Origin of the sequence: Nocardia asteroides (assembly GCF_021183625.1) — a bacterium.
In the GTDB taxonomy this organism is placed as follows: domain Bacteria; phylum Actinomycetota; class Actinomycetes; order Mycobacteriales; family Mycobacteriaceae; genus Nocardia; species Nocardia asteroides_A.
Map to the genome: position 1 here is coordinate 2794308 of NZ_CP089214.1, position 15021 is coordinate 2809328.

Annotated in this window: 11 protein-coding genes and 1 pseudogene; 4 read left to right on the forward strand and 8 right to left on the reverse strand. The window is 62.7% G+C overall.

What is annotated here, in order from left to right:
• Nucleotides 1-8: 8 nt before the first annotated feature.
• The 3 genes and pseudogenes from LTT61_RS13520 to LTT61_RS13530 form a co-directional block, all read right to left on the reverse strand.
• Nucleotides 9-881 (reverse strand): CPBP family intramembrane glutamic endopeptidase, encoded by an 873-nt coding sequence (locus tag LTT61_RS13520; protein ID WP_233020309.1) that lies wholly within the window; start codon nt 879-881, stop codon nt 9-11.
• Nucleotides 882-1165: 284 nt separating this feature from the next.
• A pseudogene (locus LTT61_RS13525) lies at nt 1166-1442 on the reverse strand (WhiB family transcriptional regulator).
• Nucleotides 1443-1933: 491 nt separating this feature from the next.
• Entirely contained in the window at nt 1934-2368 is a 435-nt protein-coding gene (locus LTT61_RS13530; protein WP_233020310.1) for a hypothetical protein, read from the reverse strand.
• Between the two features lie 367 nt (nt 2369-2735).
• Between LTT61_RS13530 and LTT61_RS13535 the strand changes: the two genes are divergently transcribed.
• Together LTT61_RS13535 and LTT61_RS13540 are read left to right on the forward strand one after the other, a co-directional pair.
• Nucleotides 2736-3590, forward strand: a complete 855-nt coding sequence (locus LTT61_RS13535) for a helix-turn-helix domain-containing protein (RefSeq protein ID WP_233020311.1) — start codon at nt 2736-2738, stop codon at nt 3588-3590.
• Nucleotides 3587-3781 carry a DUF397 domain-containing protein gene (locus LTT61_RS13540; protein WP_233020312.1) on the forward strand — a complete coding sequence of 65 codons (195 nt, stop codon included), beginning with the start codon at nt 3587-3589 and terminating at the stop codon, nt 3779-3781. The genes LTT61_RS13535 and LTT61_RS13540 overlap by 4 nt, the downstream gene beginning before the upstream one ends.
• Before the next feature lie 227 nt (nt 3782-4008).
• Here LTT61_RS13540 and LTT61_RS32950 read toward each other — a convergent pair whose 3' ends face one another.
• Nucleotides 4009-4257: an integrase core domain-containing protein gene (locus tag LTT61_RS32950; protein ID WP_420094783.1), complete on the reverse strand. Its 249-nt coding sequence runs from the start codon at nt 4255-4257 to the stop codon at nt 4009-4011.
• Nucleotides 4258-5329: 1072 nt separating this feature from the next.
• Between LTT61_RS32950 and LTT61_RS13550 the strand changes: the two genes are divergently transcribed.
• Nucleotides 5330-6892, forward strand: coding sequence for a site-specific DNA-methyltransferase (locus LTT61_RS13550; RefSeq protein WP_233020313.1), 1563 nt, complete (start codon nt 5330-5332; stop codon nt 6890-6892).
• Nucleotides 6889-9321, forward strand: coding sequence for a DEAD/DEAH box helicase (locus tag LTT61_RS13555; protein WP_233020314.1), 2433 nt, complete (start codon nt 6889-6891; stop codon nt 9319-9321). The genes LTT61_RS13550 and LTT61_RS13555 overlap by 4 nt, the downstream gene beginning before the upstream one ends.
• 17 nt (nt 9322-9338) lie before the next feature.
• On the opposite strand, the gene LTT61_RS13560 is transcribed toward LTT61_RS13555, so the two are convergent.
• The 4 genes from LTT61_RS13560 to LTT61_RS13575 form a co-directional block, all read right to left on the reverse strand.
• Nucleotides 9339-10502, reverse strand: a complete 1164-nt coding sequence (locus LTT61_RS13560) for a PIN domain-containing protein (RefSeq protein ID WP_233020315.1) — start codon at nt 10500-10502, stop codon at nt 9339-9341.
• A 288-nt stretch (nt 10503-10790) separates the two neighbouring features.
• On the reverse strand, nt 10791-11909 hold the full coding sequence (gene dapC / locus LTT61_RS13565) for a succinyldiaminopimelate transaminase (protein ID WP_233020316.1): 1119 nt from the start codon (nt 11907-11909) through the stop codon (nt 10791-10793).
• Nucleotides 11906-12226, reverse strand: a complete 321-nt coding sequence (fdxA, locus tag LTT61_RS13570) for a ferredoxin (RefSeq protein ID WP_233020317.1) — start codon at nt 12224-12226, stop codon at nt 11906-11908. Before fdxA ends, dapC begins: the two co-directional genes overlap by 4 nt.
• Before the next feature lie 101 nt (nt 12227-12327).
• Nucleotides 12328-14925, reverse strand: a complete 2598-nt coding sequence (locus LTT61_RS13575; protein WP_233020318.1) for a bifunctional FO biosynthesis protein CofGH — start codon at nt 14923-14925, stop codon at nt 12328-12330.
• Nucleotides 14926-15021: the final 96 nt, after the last annotated feature.

Consider the following 15021-nt stretch of genomic DNA (forward strand, 5'->3'; position numbering starts at 1 on the left):
ATCTCAGGCTAGCGCCGGAATCGCGGGGTGTCCGTGAGGCCGCGCGGATCTACCGGCTCGAGCCCCGACGACATCCGGGCCGCCCCGCTCTCCGCGGCGCCGAGCCGCCCGCGAGTGACGACCATGGCAAACACCCCCGCAGCGGCCATCACAACGACATCGACCCACTGGTACACGGGCTCGATGGCCCCGGCCTGCAAGCCGTAGGCCAGGTTGGCGAAGGTATGGGCGGTGACGACAACCATGACGTTGCCCGCCGAGGCGTTGTACAGCCAGCCCAGCACGAAGCAGAAGCCCGTGGTCGACACGATGTACAGCGGGAAGTTCAGATCGGATTGCGCGACAGCGGGATTCCACCACAGCGGCAGGTGCCACAGCGACCACAGCAGCCCCAGCAGCAGGTTCGCCGCCCAAATCGGCAGCAGGGCCTGCAACCGCGGCAGCGCGAAACCGCGCCAGCCGAACTCCTCGTCGATGCCGCCGCCGAGCACGAAGGTGAAGACCAGCACGGCAGGCAGCGCGACCAGTCCCGACAACGCGCCCGCGCCGTCCCAGCTCGCCCCGGCCAGCAGGTGCACGGGTACGGTGCCCAGGATCAGCGCGGCCATCCCCACGGTGGCGAGGAGATAGAAGCGGGGTGCGGCCCGCCACCGGAACGCCCGCCGCAGAAACGGCCGGATGCCGTCGCCGCCCGTGCGCCGACCGGCCCAGATGAGCGCCGCCACCAGCGGGCCCAGGCCGCCCGGGATCATCAAGGCGATCCAGGGCAGCTCGAGCGAGAGGACGCCGCGTTCGATCAGGGCAGCGGGAATCCACCAGACCCAGGTGAGCGCGAACGCCGTCACAAAAAATCCGATGAGCCGTCGACGTTCGTGTTTCATTCGCTCCCCGCCCTCCGAGTTCATGCGATGCCCGGAACGTATCGGCCGATTTCTCGCTCGTCCTCGGTCCACGGCGCTGCATTCGCCTCATACCCGGGAGTGAGGTGCTGCGCTACCTCCGCTATCGCGGCCAGGCGCGCGGCTCCTGATCGACCCGAACCAGCGAACGATCGTCGGCGCCACCTTCGCCGGCCCCGGCGTCGCGGAGCTGATGCACTCCATCACCATCACCAGCCAGGTCCCGATCGACCGCCTCTGGCACACCGTCCCGCCCTTACTGACCATCAGCGAAGTCTGGCTGCCCCTCCTGGAGACCTATCGCGACCGCTAATCCGCCTGTGTTCCCGCTCCGAGAGCCCGCCCCAAATCCCGAACCGCTCGTCCTTGGCGATGGCGTACCAGGCAGCTCTGTCCCACCCCGCACCCGGCGCAGATGCTCTTGGCGTCGCGCGCCGATTCGCCCTGGCTCGGCAAGAAGGCGTCGGGGTCGGTCTGTGCACACAGTCCGTCGGCTCGCCACGAGAGTTCCTCGAAGGCGGTGTCGCACGGAGTGGAGAGCATTGTCGACATGCTGTGAACTTTCGCCGATCCGGAGTCCAGCGTCGCCACCGCTGATAGGGGATTCCGGTGGGGGTTTCCCAATTGGACGTACCTGCTACCTGGAACACAGGCTGCGGCTACGGCTCGAGGAATAGGCACTCGTTGGGGAGTCGCGGTGTCTCGTGCGCACCGTACGCGGCGATGTGCACGTGTTCCGCGAGACGGTGGCGTTGCAGGTCGCAGACGAAGATGAGAGCGGCGGTGAGGCAGGCGACGAAGTGGAATTCGAGTCCACCGAGGGTGAGGGTGAGCCAGATATCGGGTTCGTCCGGATGCGGAGAGGTCGGTGCCGAGCCGTTGCGGCCGGTGTGGGCTCGGTCCCCGGCGGTTGTGCTGCGGTGAGGGGGCATTGGGGTTCGCCTCCGTGGACTGGGGTACGGGAGCGCTTTCCGTGGGGCGGGGTGGCAATCGGGCGAAGGGGTCTTGCGGGCAGGGGGAAGGCGGTGCTTCGCTCATCGGCGGGCACGGGGTCGAGACCAGCGGATGGCGTCGACGATCCAGTCCCTGGTGGGCAGGTAGGTGTCGGTGGGCGGGACGACCCACGTGCGCTGCGTGGCGCTCGGCGGTCCTGGCGCAGGGAGGGGGAAGGTCGCTGCATCGGTGATTCCGACGTTCACCGCGGCGAGTTCGAGGTCGGCACAGGTGTCGACGGGGCCGACTCGGGCGAGGAACATCCAGCGTCCGCTGAGAGCGGACGACGAGACGGGTCCGCATCGTCCCGGTACGTCGTCCATGCGTGATCGCACAGCGGCGCCGAGGCGTGGTGGTGTCGTGACCACACAGAAGCCGTCGCCGCCGGCACGGATGGTGTTGATCCCGTCGGTGCTGATGAAGGCCGGGATACCGCACACCTTGCGGTAGAAGTCGCAGCACTCTTCGAGCGTCATCCCCCACGGTGGCGTCCCGACATGCATTCGTTTCCCCCTCGGTTGCTGACCTTCAGATTCGAGGGCGCCCAGCCCCGGACCGGGGCGGTGGGTCCGGTGGGCGGGAGGAGCCGCCTGACGTTCCTCCCGGGCCGGGCGCCGGGGATAGCAGACCGCATCGGCGAGCGCGTTTCGACGGTGTTCGGATGATCCGGGGTAATCGCGCCGATCGCCCTGACAGATCTCCAGATATGATGTAAACCGTTGTGCGTGATGAGTTTTCCTTCATCCAAAGGGGAGATCTGTGGCATCCAAAAATAGGGGCCCCAGTGTTCAAAACGGGGAATCCAAAAGTGGGGGGCGGTCCGACGCTCACGCGGGCTCGACAGTGCCGCGCAGACAGTTGGGGCGGCATCTGCGTGAGCTACGGCAGGAGTCCGGGCTGACGATTGCGGAGGTTGCTCGACTGATCGAGCGCGGCGCCGGGACGGTACAGCGGCTCGAAACCGGTACGCCGCATCGCATCCGGCTGCTCGACATCGAGGCGCTGTGCCGCGTGCTACACGCCGATCAGACGTTGACCGACGCGATGATGGGCCTGGCTCGGCAAGGCAACGACCCCAGCTGGTGGCATGAGTACGGCGACCTCATTCCCGAGGGCTTCGACGTGTACATCGGGCTCGAGGCAGCGGCCGCGTCGTCAACCTCCTATGGCATCATCGTTCCGGGCCTATTGCAGACGCCGTCGTATGCCGAGGTCATGATCCGCACGGTCTACCCCGACAACGAGTCCTCGGACATCTCGCGGCGCGTGCAGATGCGGCTGCACCGCCAGAAGCTCGTCACCCGGACGTGGCGACCGATGCACGCAACAGTGCTGTTGGACGAGCACGCGCTCCACCGGGTCGTCGGGAGCCCAGCGATCATGTCGCAGCAACTGCGGCACCTCGCCGACCTCAGCACCCGAGAAAACATTGAGGTCAGGGTGGTGCCATTCAATGCCGCATCCCCTCTGGGCGATGTGATCGGCCCCTACTTCATCCTCGACTTCGCGCCGGACGCGAAGGGCACGAGCGAACCGCCAGTCGTGCACCTCGAAAGCTTCACGGGGAGCTTGTATCTGGAGCAATCCGAAAGCGTGGAGCGTTACCGGATGGCGCATCGAGCGCTGACCCGCGTAGCGTTGAATCCGCAGCAGACACGTGACCTGCTCAGGCAGGCGGCAAGGAGGTATGTGCGATGAACTTCGCCGGTGCCCGTTGGTTCAAGTCCTCCAAGAGCGGCGACAGAGACTGTGTCGAGGTCGCCTTCGAGGGCGCTCAGGTCGGTGTCCGGGACTCCAAGAACATCGCCGTCGGGCACCTGACCTTCCCTGCCCACACCTGGGACGCGTTCACCGCCGGTATCGCGCGCGGCGACTTCCACCAGGCGTAGCGGCACGACCGGAGCCCGGTTTCGCGTCCAGCGGGACCGGGCTTCTGCCTTTCCGGACCATCGACATCCCTGTTCATCCCGCCCCGAACCTGTGTCGGCGCGCTCGGCGGTGCCGCTCGAGCGCGGCCGATCCCGCCGCGGGGACCGGCTCTCCACCAATCTTGCGGTCGGCCAGAGTCAGGTTCAAATGCGGGTGTAGCGGGATAGTCACCGCGTGATCGGGTGGGTCAGGCGGTCAGGCTGCGGGGTTGTCCTCCTATTCGGTAGCCCAGTGCCGAGTGCCGATGGCATAGGTTGTGGCCGGTGTCGAAGTCGCCGACGACCACGCGGGCCTCGCGCAGAAAGGTCCAATGGTTGTGGTCGAGGCACTCGGTGCGCAGCCGACAGTTGAACGACTCGATGTAGCCGTTGTTCCAGGGCATGCCAGGCGGGATGTAGGCGATCCCGACCCGGTCGAAGCAAAGGCCATGCAGCACTGTGGGAATCGCTCCGGGCCGTTGTCACAGCGCAGCACCCGAGGGACACCACGGACGGCGAAGACCCGGGCCAGTTTGGTGACGAGTCTCTCGCCGGTGATATAGCGTTCTACCACGTGCAGCAGCGACTCGCGGGTGTGTTCATCGACCATCGAAGCGATCGTCAATGCCTACAGAGTCTTTGGCGCATACTTGGCAACAGCCGGTGCCGACGAGGCCCCGGCACGTCTGCGCCGACAATGTGTGCGGGCCTGTAGGCCTTCCTGCTTCCACAGCCGGTGGACCCGTTTGCGGTTGCCCCGGAGCATTCCTCGAACCGCAACGCCGCTCGGGCCCGGCCGAACCCGTAACGCGGGTTCTCACGCGCGTACTCGCGCAGCCATGCCCGGGCATCAAGGTCGGGATCAGGAGCTGTATGAGCGGCTGGCAGCCGCCGGAAGGTGGACCGATGCACCCCGATGACCCTGCAGGCGAAACGTTCGGGTATGCGCTGACCCGTTGGAGCATGCCCACCACCCGCGGCTTGGCCGCCGGGGTCAAAAGCTTCCCTGGGCGACCTCCCGCAACGCGTCCTTCTCCAGCTCAGCATCCGCGACCAGCCGCTACAACCTGACGTTCGCTCGCGTAGCTCCTCGACCTCCTTGGCGACGTCGGTGTCCATCCCGCCGAACGAACGCCGCCAGTTGTAGGAGGTCGCCGCAAAGATCCCCAGCTCAGCGGCTATATCCTCACCGCCTGCGCGCGCCGCGGCCCGCTCATCGGCACGGCGCAGTTTCCGCACGATCGCCTCCGCGGAATGCCATTTCCGTCCTGCCATAGTCCTCAGTGTCTCTTCCAGGCCCTCACCAGGCTCAACCGCACTGCAAATCCAGGCGGTCTCATCCATAGGGGACAGGCCACACCGAGGACAGGCCAGTGTCGCCCGTCTGCCGACGGCGCTCTGTCTCCCCTGCATGTGGTTGCAGGGCGAGCCACCACACCGCCGCTTCGACGACACTTATAGGCTGATGACGTGACTTCACCTGCTGCGCCACACGGGGCCACAACGTTCGGTCGGCTCACGCTGTCCTGGGTGGGGAAGGATCAGGCGCTCTTGAGGACTGCGGACGGAGGCTATATGTGGGTGCCTCGCGACGATCCACGCTTCGGCGAGGTACGACTGCTGCACGAAAAGGAAGCCGTAGGTGACGTACAGTCCCCTGAAAAAGCAACAACCGACAACCTGCTGATCGTCGGAGACTCTTACGACGCTCTCCAGTCACTCAATCGGATACCGGAATATGCTAGCGAGTATCGCGGACGCATTAAACTAGTATATATTGATCCACCATTCAACACTGGGCAGGCATTCCAACACTACGACGACGCCCTGGAACACTCGGTGTGGTTGACTATGATGCGCGATCGCCTACTGCTAATCAGAGATCTGTTGGCTCCCGACGGTTCAGTTTGGGTGCATCTTGATGATGCAGAGATGGCGTACTGCCGAGTGCTCATGGACGAAATATTCGGGCGCAGCAGCTTCATCACTTCTATAATTTGGCAAAAAGCAGATAGCCCGAGAAACAGTGCGAGACACTTCTCGGTAGACCAGGATTACATCCACGTATACGCCAAAGACGCAGATATATGGCGGCCCAATCGACTGCCACGCACCGAAGAGACTGACAAGAGTTACCGCAATCCGGACAACGATCCCAACGGTCCCTGGATTGCTGGCGACCCATTCGCGAACAAACCGTATTCTCTCGGCCGATACGAGGTAACCGGCCCCACAGGAAATGTTTTTAGCCCACCGCCCGGCCGATACTGGCGTGTCTCGAAAGAGCGATTTGAAGAACTGGACCGAGAAGGCCGTATCTGGTGGCGCGGAGGTGGCGATGCCCGCCCTAGAATCAAACGATACCTATCTGAAGTTGCCGATCTTGTCCCCCGGACTGTGTGGGATTTCAAAGAGGTAGGAAGCAGCGGAGAGAGTAGCCGCGAGATGCGTCGCCTTCTGCCTGACGTGCCCGTTTTTTCTACGCCGAAGCCGGAGCGTCTTCTTCACCGCATCTTGACTATCGCTACGAAGCCAGGCGACATCGTGCTGGACTGCTTCGCCGGTTCTGGGACAACCGCCGCAGTAGCGCATAAAATGGAACGTCGCTGGATCACTGTTGAGCTATCACAAGAAACGGTCGAAACTTTCACTCGGTCCAGACTAAGTAAAGTTGTAAACGGTGACGACCCCGGCGGAGTTACCAAGACGGCGGAATGGAGTAAAGGCGGCGGATTCCGCATTCTTGAAGTTAGCCCGTCCATGTACAGCCTGGCCGAAGGACACCTATTTCTCGCAGAATGGGTGACTAATGGCGCATTCTCTAAAGCAGTCGCTGCGCAATTAGATTTTGCCTTTAGAGATGAGCCTCCATTCTGCGGCACGAAGGGGCGGTCCCGACTCGCAGTAATCGATGGTGTGGTTGACGAGCAGATAATCCGCGCGGTAGTTGCTCACCTGAATGACGATGAGCGCGCCGTGGTTGTCGGAAAAGGAGCCACCGCAGACGCGGGAACATTACTCAAGGAGCTAAATTCAGGTTCGCGGCTAAGAAAAGCTCCGAAAGATCTTCTGAAACGAGGTGTGGTGCGGTGACGTGGTTGCAGTACGACCAAGAGCTGATTGATGAGATCGCCTCACGCATGAATCTGCGCGCCCCAAATAAAGCTGCTTTGACCAGAATAATTGCCAGCATTCATACAGACGAATTTCACGAGGTTGTGTGCGACCTCGCGACTGGGGTGGGTAAAACCTACCTGGCAGCCGCTCTCGTCGACTATTTGGCCTGCCAGGGTCTGCGCAATATTTTGATTGTAACGCCAGGCCGGACGATCCAAGAGAAAACTATCGGAAATTTTAGTGCCGACAATCCTAAGTTCGTGCCGGGAGCACTCTTCAAACCTTTGCTAATAACAGCAGAGAACTTTTCACGGGGCCAAGTGGGCGATGCACTCCACGAGCCCGGAACACTCAAGCTGTTTGTTTTCAACGTACAGCAGTTGATTCGGCCGGCCATGAACGCCTCGCGAAAAGTGCGAGAGATTGATGAGTTCATTGGTGGCGATCTCTACTCGCACCTCCAATCGGCTCAAAACCTGGTAATTATCGCGGACGAGCACCACGTGTATCGCGCACAGGCCCAGGCCTTCTCATCGGCTATACGAGATCTCGAGCCGCGAGCACTCGTGGGACTAACGGCGACACCAGACCCCGCAGACGAGGAAAAGGTGATCTACCGTTATAGCCTGGCGGAAGCAATAGCCGACGGTCTAGTGAAAATACCGGTAATCGTGTATCGCCAGGACGGGCACAAAGATACCGCGACTCAACTTGCTGATGCTTGCCACCTTCGAACAGTCAAAGCGGCCGCATACAGAACATGGGCTGAAGCAGCTGGCGAGCGACCAGTAAATCCGGTGTTGTTTGTGGTGTGCCAGACCGTAGAAGACGCCAATGATACGGCCAATATGCTCGCGGATACTTCCTATATAGGCGACCCGGCCGCAGTACTTGAGATCACTTCCCAGTCGTCGGACACAGCACTAGAAGCGCTGGCTGCAGTCGAGGATCCAAACTCCCCTATACGGGCAGTGGTAAGTGTCGACAAGCTGAAGGAAGGCTGGGACGTCAAGAACATTGGCGTTATTGTCGCGCTCCGTCGGCTCGCATCACAGGCGTTGACTGAACAGATACTTGGACGCGGCTTGCGCTTGCCATACGGGCGACGAGTAGGGGTTCCGATGATCGATACAGTGGATTTGGTTGCGCATGACTCCTACCGCAAGTTACTAGAGCAGAAGGACGCGCTAATTGAGCGAATAAGCCCCCGCGGCGAGAGTGCTGAAGCACGAGAACTCACCGAGGCGGGAAACGAACAACACCTGACGCGCCCGGTTGAGGAAGTTGGGTTTCAGGGTGAATTGCGACTTGTTACACCCTCGCGAATTATCGACGGGGAGCGGGTCGATGGCACCGCCGGCTTGATTCTGCAAGAGTACAGTGTCACCGAGGCTCTAGGGCAGCGAGATGCTGCAGAATATCGAATTCTGCAGCGCGTCAGCGGCGCTCCTCAGATCAAGTTTCCTCGGCGAGAGCGGGAAGTTTTGCCAGTGCGATTCAGCCTCTCGTACGTCGACGACGCTGACGCGCGAGCCTCTGGAGCTGCGTTCGCGCACGAAATCAAAATTCCACTGATCCGGGAGGCACTCGCTGCGCGGCGCACTGTGTGCGGCGAGGTAGAAATAAGGCGTGAAGCTCAAGATCCGGGAGAAGCTTTTCAAGGCTGGATCCCCATTGACCGAGTCGCCACGAATCTTGAGTCGCGAATTCTTGGCTTAGGATTAGTAGAAGAGTCTTTGCCCGAATTCAACGCGGTCCGGCGCGTAGTACGCGCCTTTCTCTCAGGCGCTGGAGCACTGAAAGGGAGCGAAGTCAATTGGGGGACCGAACGCGAGCGCCTAGCCCTTGAGGGTATAGATGCTCTTATACGGCAGAAGTATAATTCGCGCCGCCTTCAACCTCAGTACGCTATTCATCCTGTCATCCTGCCAGTTGAACCACGCCCAATGCCTACGGATGTACTCGATAGGTACGAGGAATTCGAACGAGGGCGATGGTATTCAGGCTGGCGGAAGTCTGTGCTTCCGGTAGCGTCGTTCGATGCTAGAACGACTGAGCGCCGTTTAGCTGAGATACTTGACAGCTCTTCGCGAATTGAATGGTGGTTGCGCCTACAGCCTAACGATCCGGCATATATCGCACTCGACTATGGTGGCCGCTACTTTCCCGACTTTATCGCAGTAGATGATGCGGACGTGCATTGGCTCATCGAAGGCAAATCAGATCATGACGCCCAACGTCGAGATGTGGAAGCTAAAATAGCTGCTGCGGAAGAGTGGGCCCGGTTTGTGAATGACGATGGCCGGTTCGGAACTTGGCGCTACTTATTCTGCTCGGAAAAGACGCTTAAGAATAGCCGTGGAGGCTGGGACACTCTTGTTGTAGCTGCAAATGCTGCTCGGTAAATGCTACGTGGCCAACGCTAGCTTCGATCTTCAATCGCGGAAATTCTGTTCAGATCGACACCTTGAATCTCGCGCTGCAAAAGCACGTAAGAGAAATCCATTCTGGCAGTGAACTGACTCCCAACGTGCATCATCTGATCATTCCAGTCGCTGTCGAGTACGTCGACCTTGTCGACAACATCTTTCAACTCGTGCTTGTATATAAAACCATCATAGGCAACTCCTGCTTGAACAATAAGACTACCGACCTCGGTTTGATCTTCATACGATTCAGCAGAACCTACCACGATAGAATCAAGCGCAGGTGTAACCGTCCGGAAAGTAAGCGTTTCAATTTCCGAAGGAAGCTCCAAATTTTCCACCCACCCCTCCGTGCCCGCATCGGCTGTCTCCCAGAAGAGGGGCTGACCAGCCATTGCGGTACAACGGTATTTCACAGCAGTAGAGAGCAACAACTGGCGATCGGCATCTGACAGCGTCTCATGTGAAACAGACTTGGGAAGAAGCCCCAAGACATGGTCTACTTTTTTGGCGATGAACACACGATCAATCAATAGCAAGTCAATCAGATGTTGGTGGAGTTTCGCATGAAAGGTGGCGACGCCGCTGATCGCTTGAGGTCCGAAATCATTATCGGACGAAACTAGAATAACCTCGCTCGCCAGAAAGCGGCGATCCCGAGCCACATCACAAAAGCAGAACCACGTCAGAGCGTCGCGATAGCCCTTATCGGAGTTATCGAACGGTGGTTCACCCGATAGAGACCAGGTCAACATTTCATCTTGGGTCACCTTCGGAATAGGCGCTACAACAAAACCTGCCCTGACGATCTCGTGTCGCAACTCTCGCTCGGCGTCGGCCTGAGAGAACTCACCAAGCACTGCCTCAACCGAGGCGGTGTCAGGCACCCTGAACAGAGAGGAGTCCGCACGACTCGGACCCAGTTTTCGATTGATGGTCGCTACGGCTGTACGTAGCTCCTCTCGGTCCTTATTCATCTGCTGTCGGCGGTGGCGGGCCGACTCTCGGAGCACCACCTCCGGGATCACAACATGAAGCTGACCACTCCGTATGCCTGCCGCAAGTCTTTGCCATATCGTTGCTCCCGGGAAAGGGTTCGCACGCAATATATTGGTGTCAAGTACCAGGACCGGCGCGTGATGGAAGGTCGGTAGGCTCACCCCAACATTAATACCAAAGTTTGCGCAAAGGCGTCTAGTCTACTTGCAAGCTCACCTTGGTGCCCAGATCGGCAATTGTTAGCGGATACAATCTGCCGTCATTGCCGCGCGACGCTACTCCTCGAACCGGCGGGGGTTAGGTTAACGCGCAAGATGCAACCAGTTTCTTGGCTACTGGCCTCTGTGCGAGCTCAGCGGCCGGGATCCAAAGACCGGAGTATCGGTATTTCTATTCCCGCATCCCGAGGCATCATGCGCCCTTCTGCTCCGCGTAGGGATACGCCTACTTTATACAGCTACGGATAGACGTGCAGCGGCGGCGGCGACGCGCTCGTCTGTAGCGGTTAAAGCCACCCGGATATGCTGCGCCCCCGCCGGACCGTAGAAATCTCCTGGCGCCGTGAGGAGGCCGTCGGTTGCGAGTCTATCGACGGTTGCACGAGAGGGCTCGCCGCGCGTAGCCCAAAGATAAAGACCTGCGGCTGAGTGGTGGATCTCGAAACCGGCCCCTTCGAGGGCCTGTCGCAGGACCTGCCGGCGAGCGCGGTAGCGCTCACGTTGGCGGGACTCGTGGGCGTCGTCGCCGAGGGCCGCGGTCATAGCGGCTTGGATGGGGAAGGGGACGATCATGCCGGAGTGTTTGCGGACCTCCAGCAGTTCGGCCACCAGCTCGGGATCGCCGGCGACGAAGCCGGCGCGGTAGCTGGCCAGGTTCGAGGTCTTCGAGAGCGAGTGCACCACGAGCAGGCCGGTGTGGTCGCCGTCGCAGACCTCGGGGTCGAGCAACGAAGGGGCTCGGCCTTCCCAGGTGAGGCCCAGGTAGCACTCGTCAGAGGCGATGATGGCGCCGCGTTCGCGGGCGAAGGAGACGACCTTGCGGAGGTGGTCTACTCCGAGGACCTTGCCGGTGGGGTTGGACGGGGAGTTGATGAAGATCAGGGCCGGGTTGCGGGGGCCGATCTGGGTCAGGGAGTCGGCGCGGAGGATCTCGCAACCGGCGAGCAGGCCGCCCACCTCGTAGGTGGGGTACGCGATCTCGGGGATGACCATCAGGTCACCGGCGCCGAGGCCGAGCAGGCGGGGCAGGCCGGCGATAAGTTCCTTGGTGCCGATCACCGGCAGGACAGCGGCCGGAGAGAGGCCGGTGATGCCATAGCGACGTTTCAAAGCGTCCACAGCGGAACCCCGGAGCTCCGGGGTGCCGTGCGTGGTCGGGTAACCGGGCACATCGGAAACCGAGGCCAGCGCGGAACGAATCAGCGGGTCGACAGGGTCGACCGGCGTCCCGACGGACAGATCGACGATCCCATCCGGATGCGCGGCAGCCCTCGCCTTGGCGTCAGCAATCGTGTCCCAGGGAAAATCAGGCAGCAAACTGCTGACCCGGTTACGCAGAACCACGCTCATTCACCCATCGGCGGCAGCGCCTTGATGAACGCGGGATCGGACTCGACAACCCCGACCTTGGTGGCCCCACCAGGCGACCCCAGCTCGTCGAAGAAGTCGACGTTGGCATTGATGTACCCGGACCACTGATCCGGCGTGTCGTCCTCGTAGAAGATCGCCTCGACGGGGCAGACCGGTTCGCAGGCACCACAGTCGACGCACTCGTCGGGGTGGATGTACAGCATCCGGCCGCCCTCGTAGATGCAGTCCACGGGGCATTCCTCGATGCAGGCCTTGTCCTTCACATCGACGCACGGTTCCGCGATGATGTACGTCACTGCCGTTCTCCTAGTCTTCCGCGCTCGGGGAAATCTCGCCCGCACCAGTATCCCGGCAGCCTCAACGCTACTCGTGGTGAGCCTGTCCTAACTTGTGCCGCTCAACCCACCGTGAGCGGGAGCACAGCGGGGCGGTGGGGTGGGACGCCGTAGACGGTGGTGCGTTCGCGGACCGGTCGGCCGATGCCTTCGCCGATCTCGACGAGCTCGGCGACGGTCTTCGCCGAGCCGTGCTGGGAGCCGGCCATGCGGGAGATGGTCTCCTCCATCAGGGTGCCGCCGAGGTCGTTGGCTCCGCCGTTCAACATGACGCGGGTACCCGCGGTGCCGAGCTTCACCCAGCTGGTCTGGATGTTGTCGATGCGGCCGTGCAGCATGATGCGGGCCAGGGCGTGGGCTGCCCGGTTGTCGCGGACGGTGGGGCCGGGGCGGGCGGCGCCCGCCAGGTAGAGGGGGGCGCTCTGGTGGACGAAGGGGAGCAGGACGAATTCGGTGAAGCCGCCGGTTTCGTCCTGGATTCCGCGGAGCACGTTCAGGTGGCCTACCCAGTGTTTCGGGTTGTCGACGTGGCCGTACATCATGGTCGAGCTGGAGCGGAGGCCGACCTGGTGGGCCGTCGTTATTACCTCGATCCAGGCAGACGCCGGGAGCTTGCCCTTGGTGAGGACCCAGCGGACCTCGTCGTCGAGAATCTCCGCGGCGGTGCCGGGGATGGTGTCGAGGCCGGCCTCGCGGAGCGCGGTCAGCCAGTCGCGGATGCTCTGGCCGCCGCGGGAGGCGCCGTTCACGATCTCCATCGGGCTGAAGGCGTGGACGTGCATCTCGGGGATGCGCTTCTTCACGGCGCGGACCAGGTCGGCGTAGCCGGTGACGGGGAGATCGGGGTCGATGCCGCCCTGCATGCAGACCTCGGTGGCGCCGTCGACCCATGCCTCCCAGGCGCGGTCGGCGACTTCCTCCGTGCTCAGGGTGAAGGCGTCGGCGTCGCCCTTGCGCTGGGCGAAGGCGCAGAAGCGGCAGCCGGTGTAGCAGATATTGGTGAAGTTGATATTGCGGTTCACGACGTAGGTGACGTCGTCGCCGTTGGTGTCGCGGCGCAGCTGGTCGGCGAGGGTGGTGACGGCTTCCAGGTCGGGGCCCTCGGCGGTGGCTAGGGCCAGGTATTGGTCGTCGCTCAAACCGGCGGGGTCGGCTTCGGCGGCGCGGAGGGCGGCGAGGACATCCGAGCCGAGGCGCTGGGGGGCGTTCTGCAGGCCGGCGGCGTGTTCGCGGATGGTGTCCCAGTCGCCGAAGGCGCCGACCAGGTCCTGGTCGAGGCCCGAGTCGCTGCGGGATTCGGTGTTGCGGCCCTCGGTGTCGATGGCGGTGTTCAGGTCGACTCGTCCGGTGGAGTCCCAGGACTCGTCCGGTTCCTGCCAGGGGCGGCCGATGACCTCGGCGTCGGGGTTCGCGAGGCCGGTCGCGGGGTCGGTGAGGGCGGCGACGTGGACCGCGATCCTCGGGTCGGTCCACGGGTTGCCCGCGCGGACGTACCTGGGGTGCGCGGAGGTGCGTTCGACCAGCTCGAAGCCGGATTCCGCAGTGATCTCGCGGAGGGTGTCGAGGTTGGGCCAGGGGCGCTCGGGGTTGACGTGGTCGGGGGTGAGCGGGGAGACGCCGCCCCAGTCGTCGATGCCGGCGTCCAGCAGGTCGCGGCACTCCTGGGCGGAGACCAGGTTGGGCGGGGCCTGTACGTGCACGTCGGGGCCGAGGAGCAGGCGGGTGACGGCGATGGTGGCGCGGAATTCCTCGAGGCTCGCGTCGGGGGTGTCGCGCATGGCGGTGTCCGGCTTGGCGCGGAAGTTCTGCACGATCACCTCCTGGATGTGGCCGAACTCCTTGTGCTGCTTGCGGATCGCCATGATCGACTCGGCGCGCTCGGTGATGGTCTCGCCGATGCCGACCAGGATGCCGGTGGTGAACGGGACCGAGAGGCGGCCCGCGTCGGTGAGGACGCGCAGGCGGACGGCCGGGTCCTTGTCGGGGCTGCCGTAGTGGGCCTGGCCCTTTTCGGTGAAGAGGCGGGTGCTGGTGGTCTCCAGCATCATGCCCATGGATTGCGCTACCGGCTTGAGGCGGGAGATCTCGGCCCAGCTCATGACGCCGGGGTTCAGATGCGGAAGGAGTCCCGTTTCCTCCAGGACCAGGATGGAAACGGCGCGGAGGTAGTCGAGGGTGGAGTCGTAGCCGCGTTCATCCAGCCACTGGGCGGCCTCGGGCCAGCGGGCCTCGGGGCGGTCGCCGAGGGTGAAGAGGGCTTCCTTGCAGCCCAGTTCGGCGCCGCGGCGAGCGATCTCCAGGACCTCGTCGGGCTCGAGGAACATGCCCTTGCCCTCGGCGCGGAGCTTGCCCGGCACGGTGACGAAGGTGCAGTAGTGGCACTTGTCCCGGCACAGGTGGGTGAGCGGGATGAAGACGTTGCGGGAGTAGCTGATGGTTTTCGGGCGGCCCGCGGACTCCAGGCCGGCGTCGCGGACGCGGGCGGCGCTGGTGGTGAGGTCTTTCAGGTCTTCGCCGCGGGCGTGCAGGAGGACGGCGGCCTCGTCGACGTTCAGGGTGACCCCGTCGCGGGCCCGGCGCAGGGCCCGGCGCATCGCCGAGGCCGTGGGCGGGGCGGGCGGGACGGCGGGGTTCGGAAGGTCGGTCACGTCCTCGATCATGCGCTACCCATCCCGAGCTGTCTCCTCCGTGTCGTCGACACACGAGTGCTTCCGGGTGGCAACCCGGGGAACCGGCGCGGGTATTCCCCGTGCCCT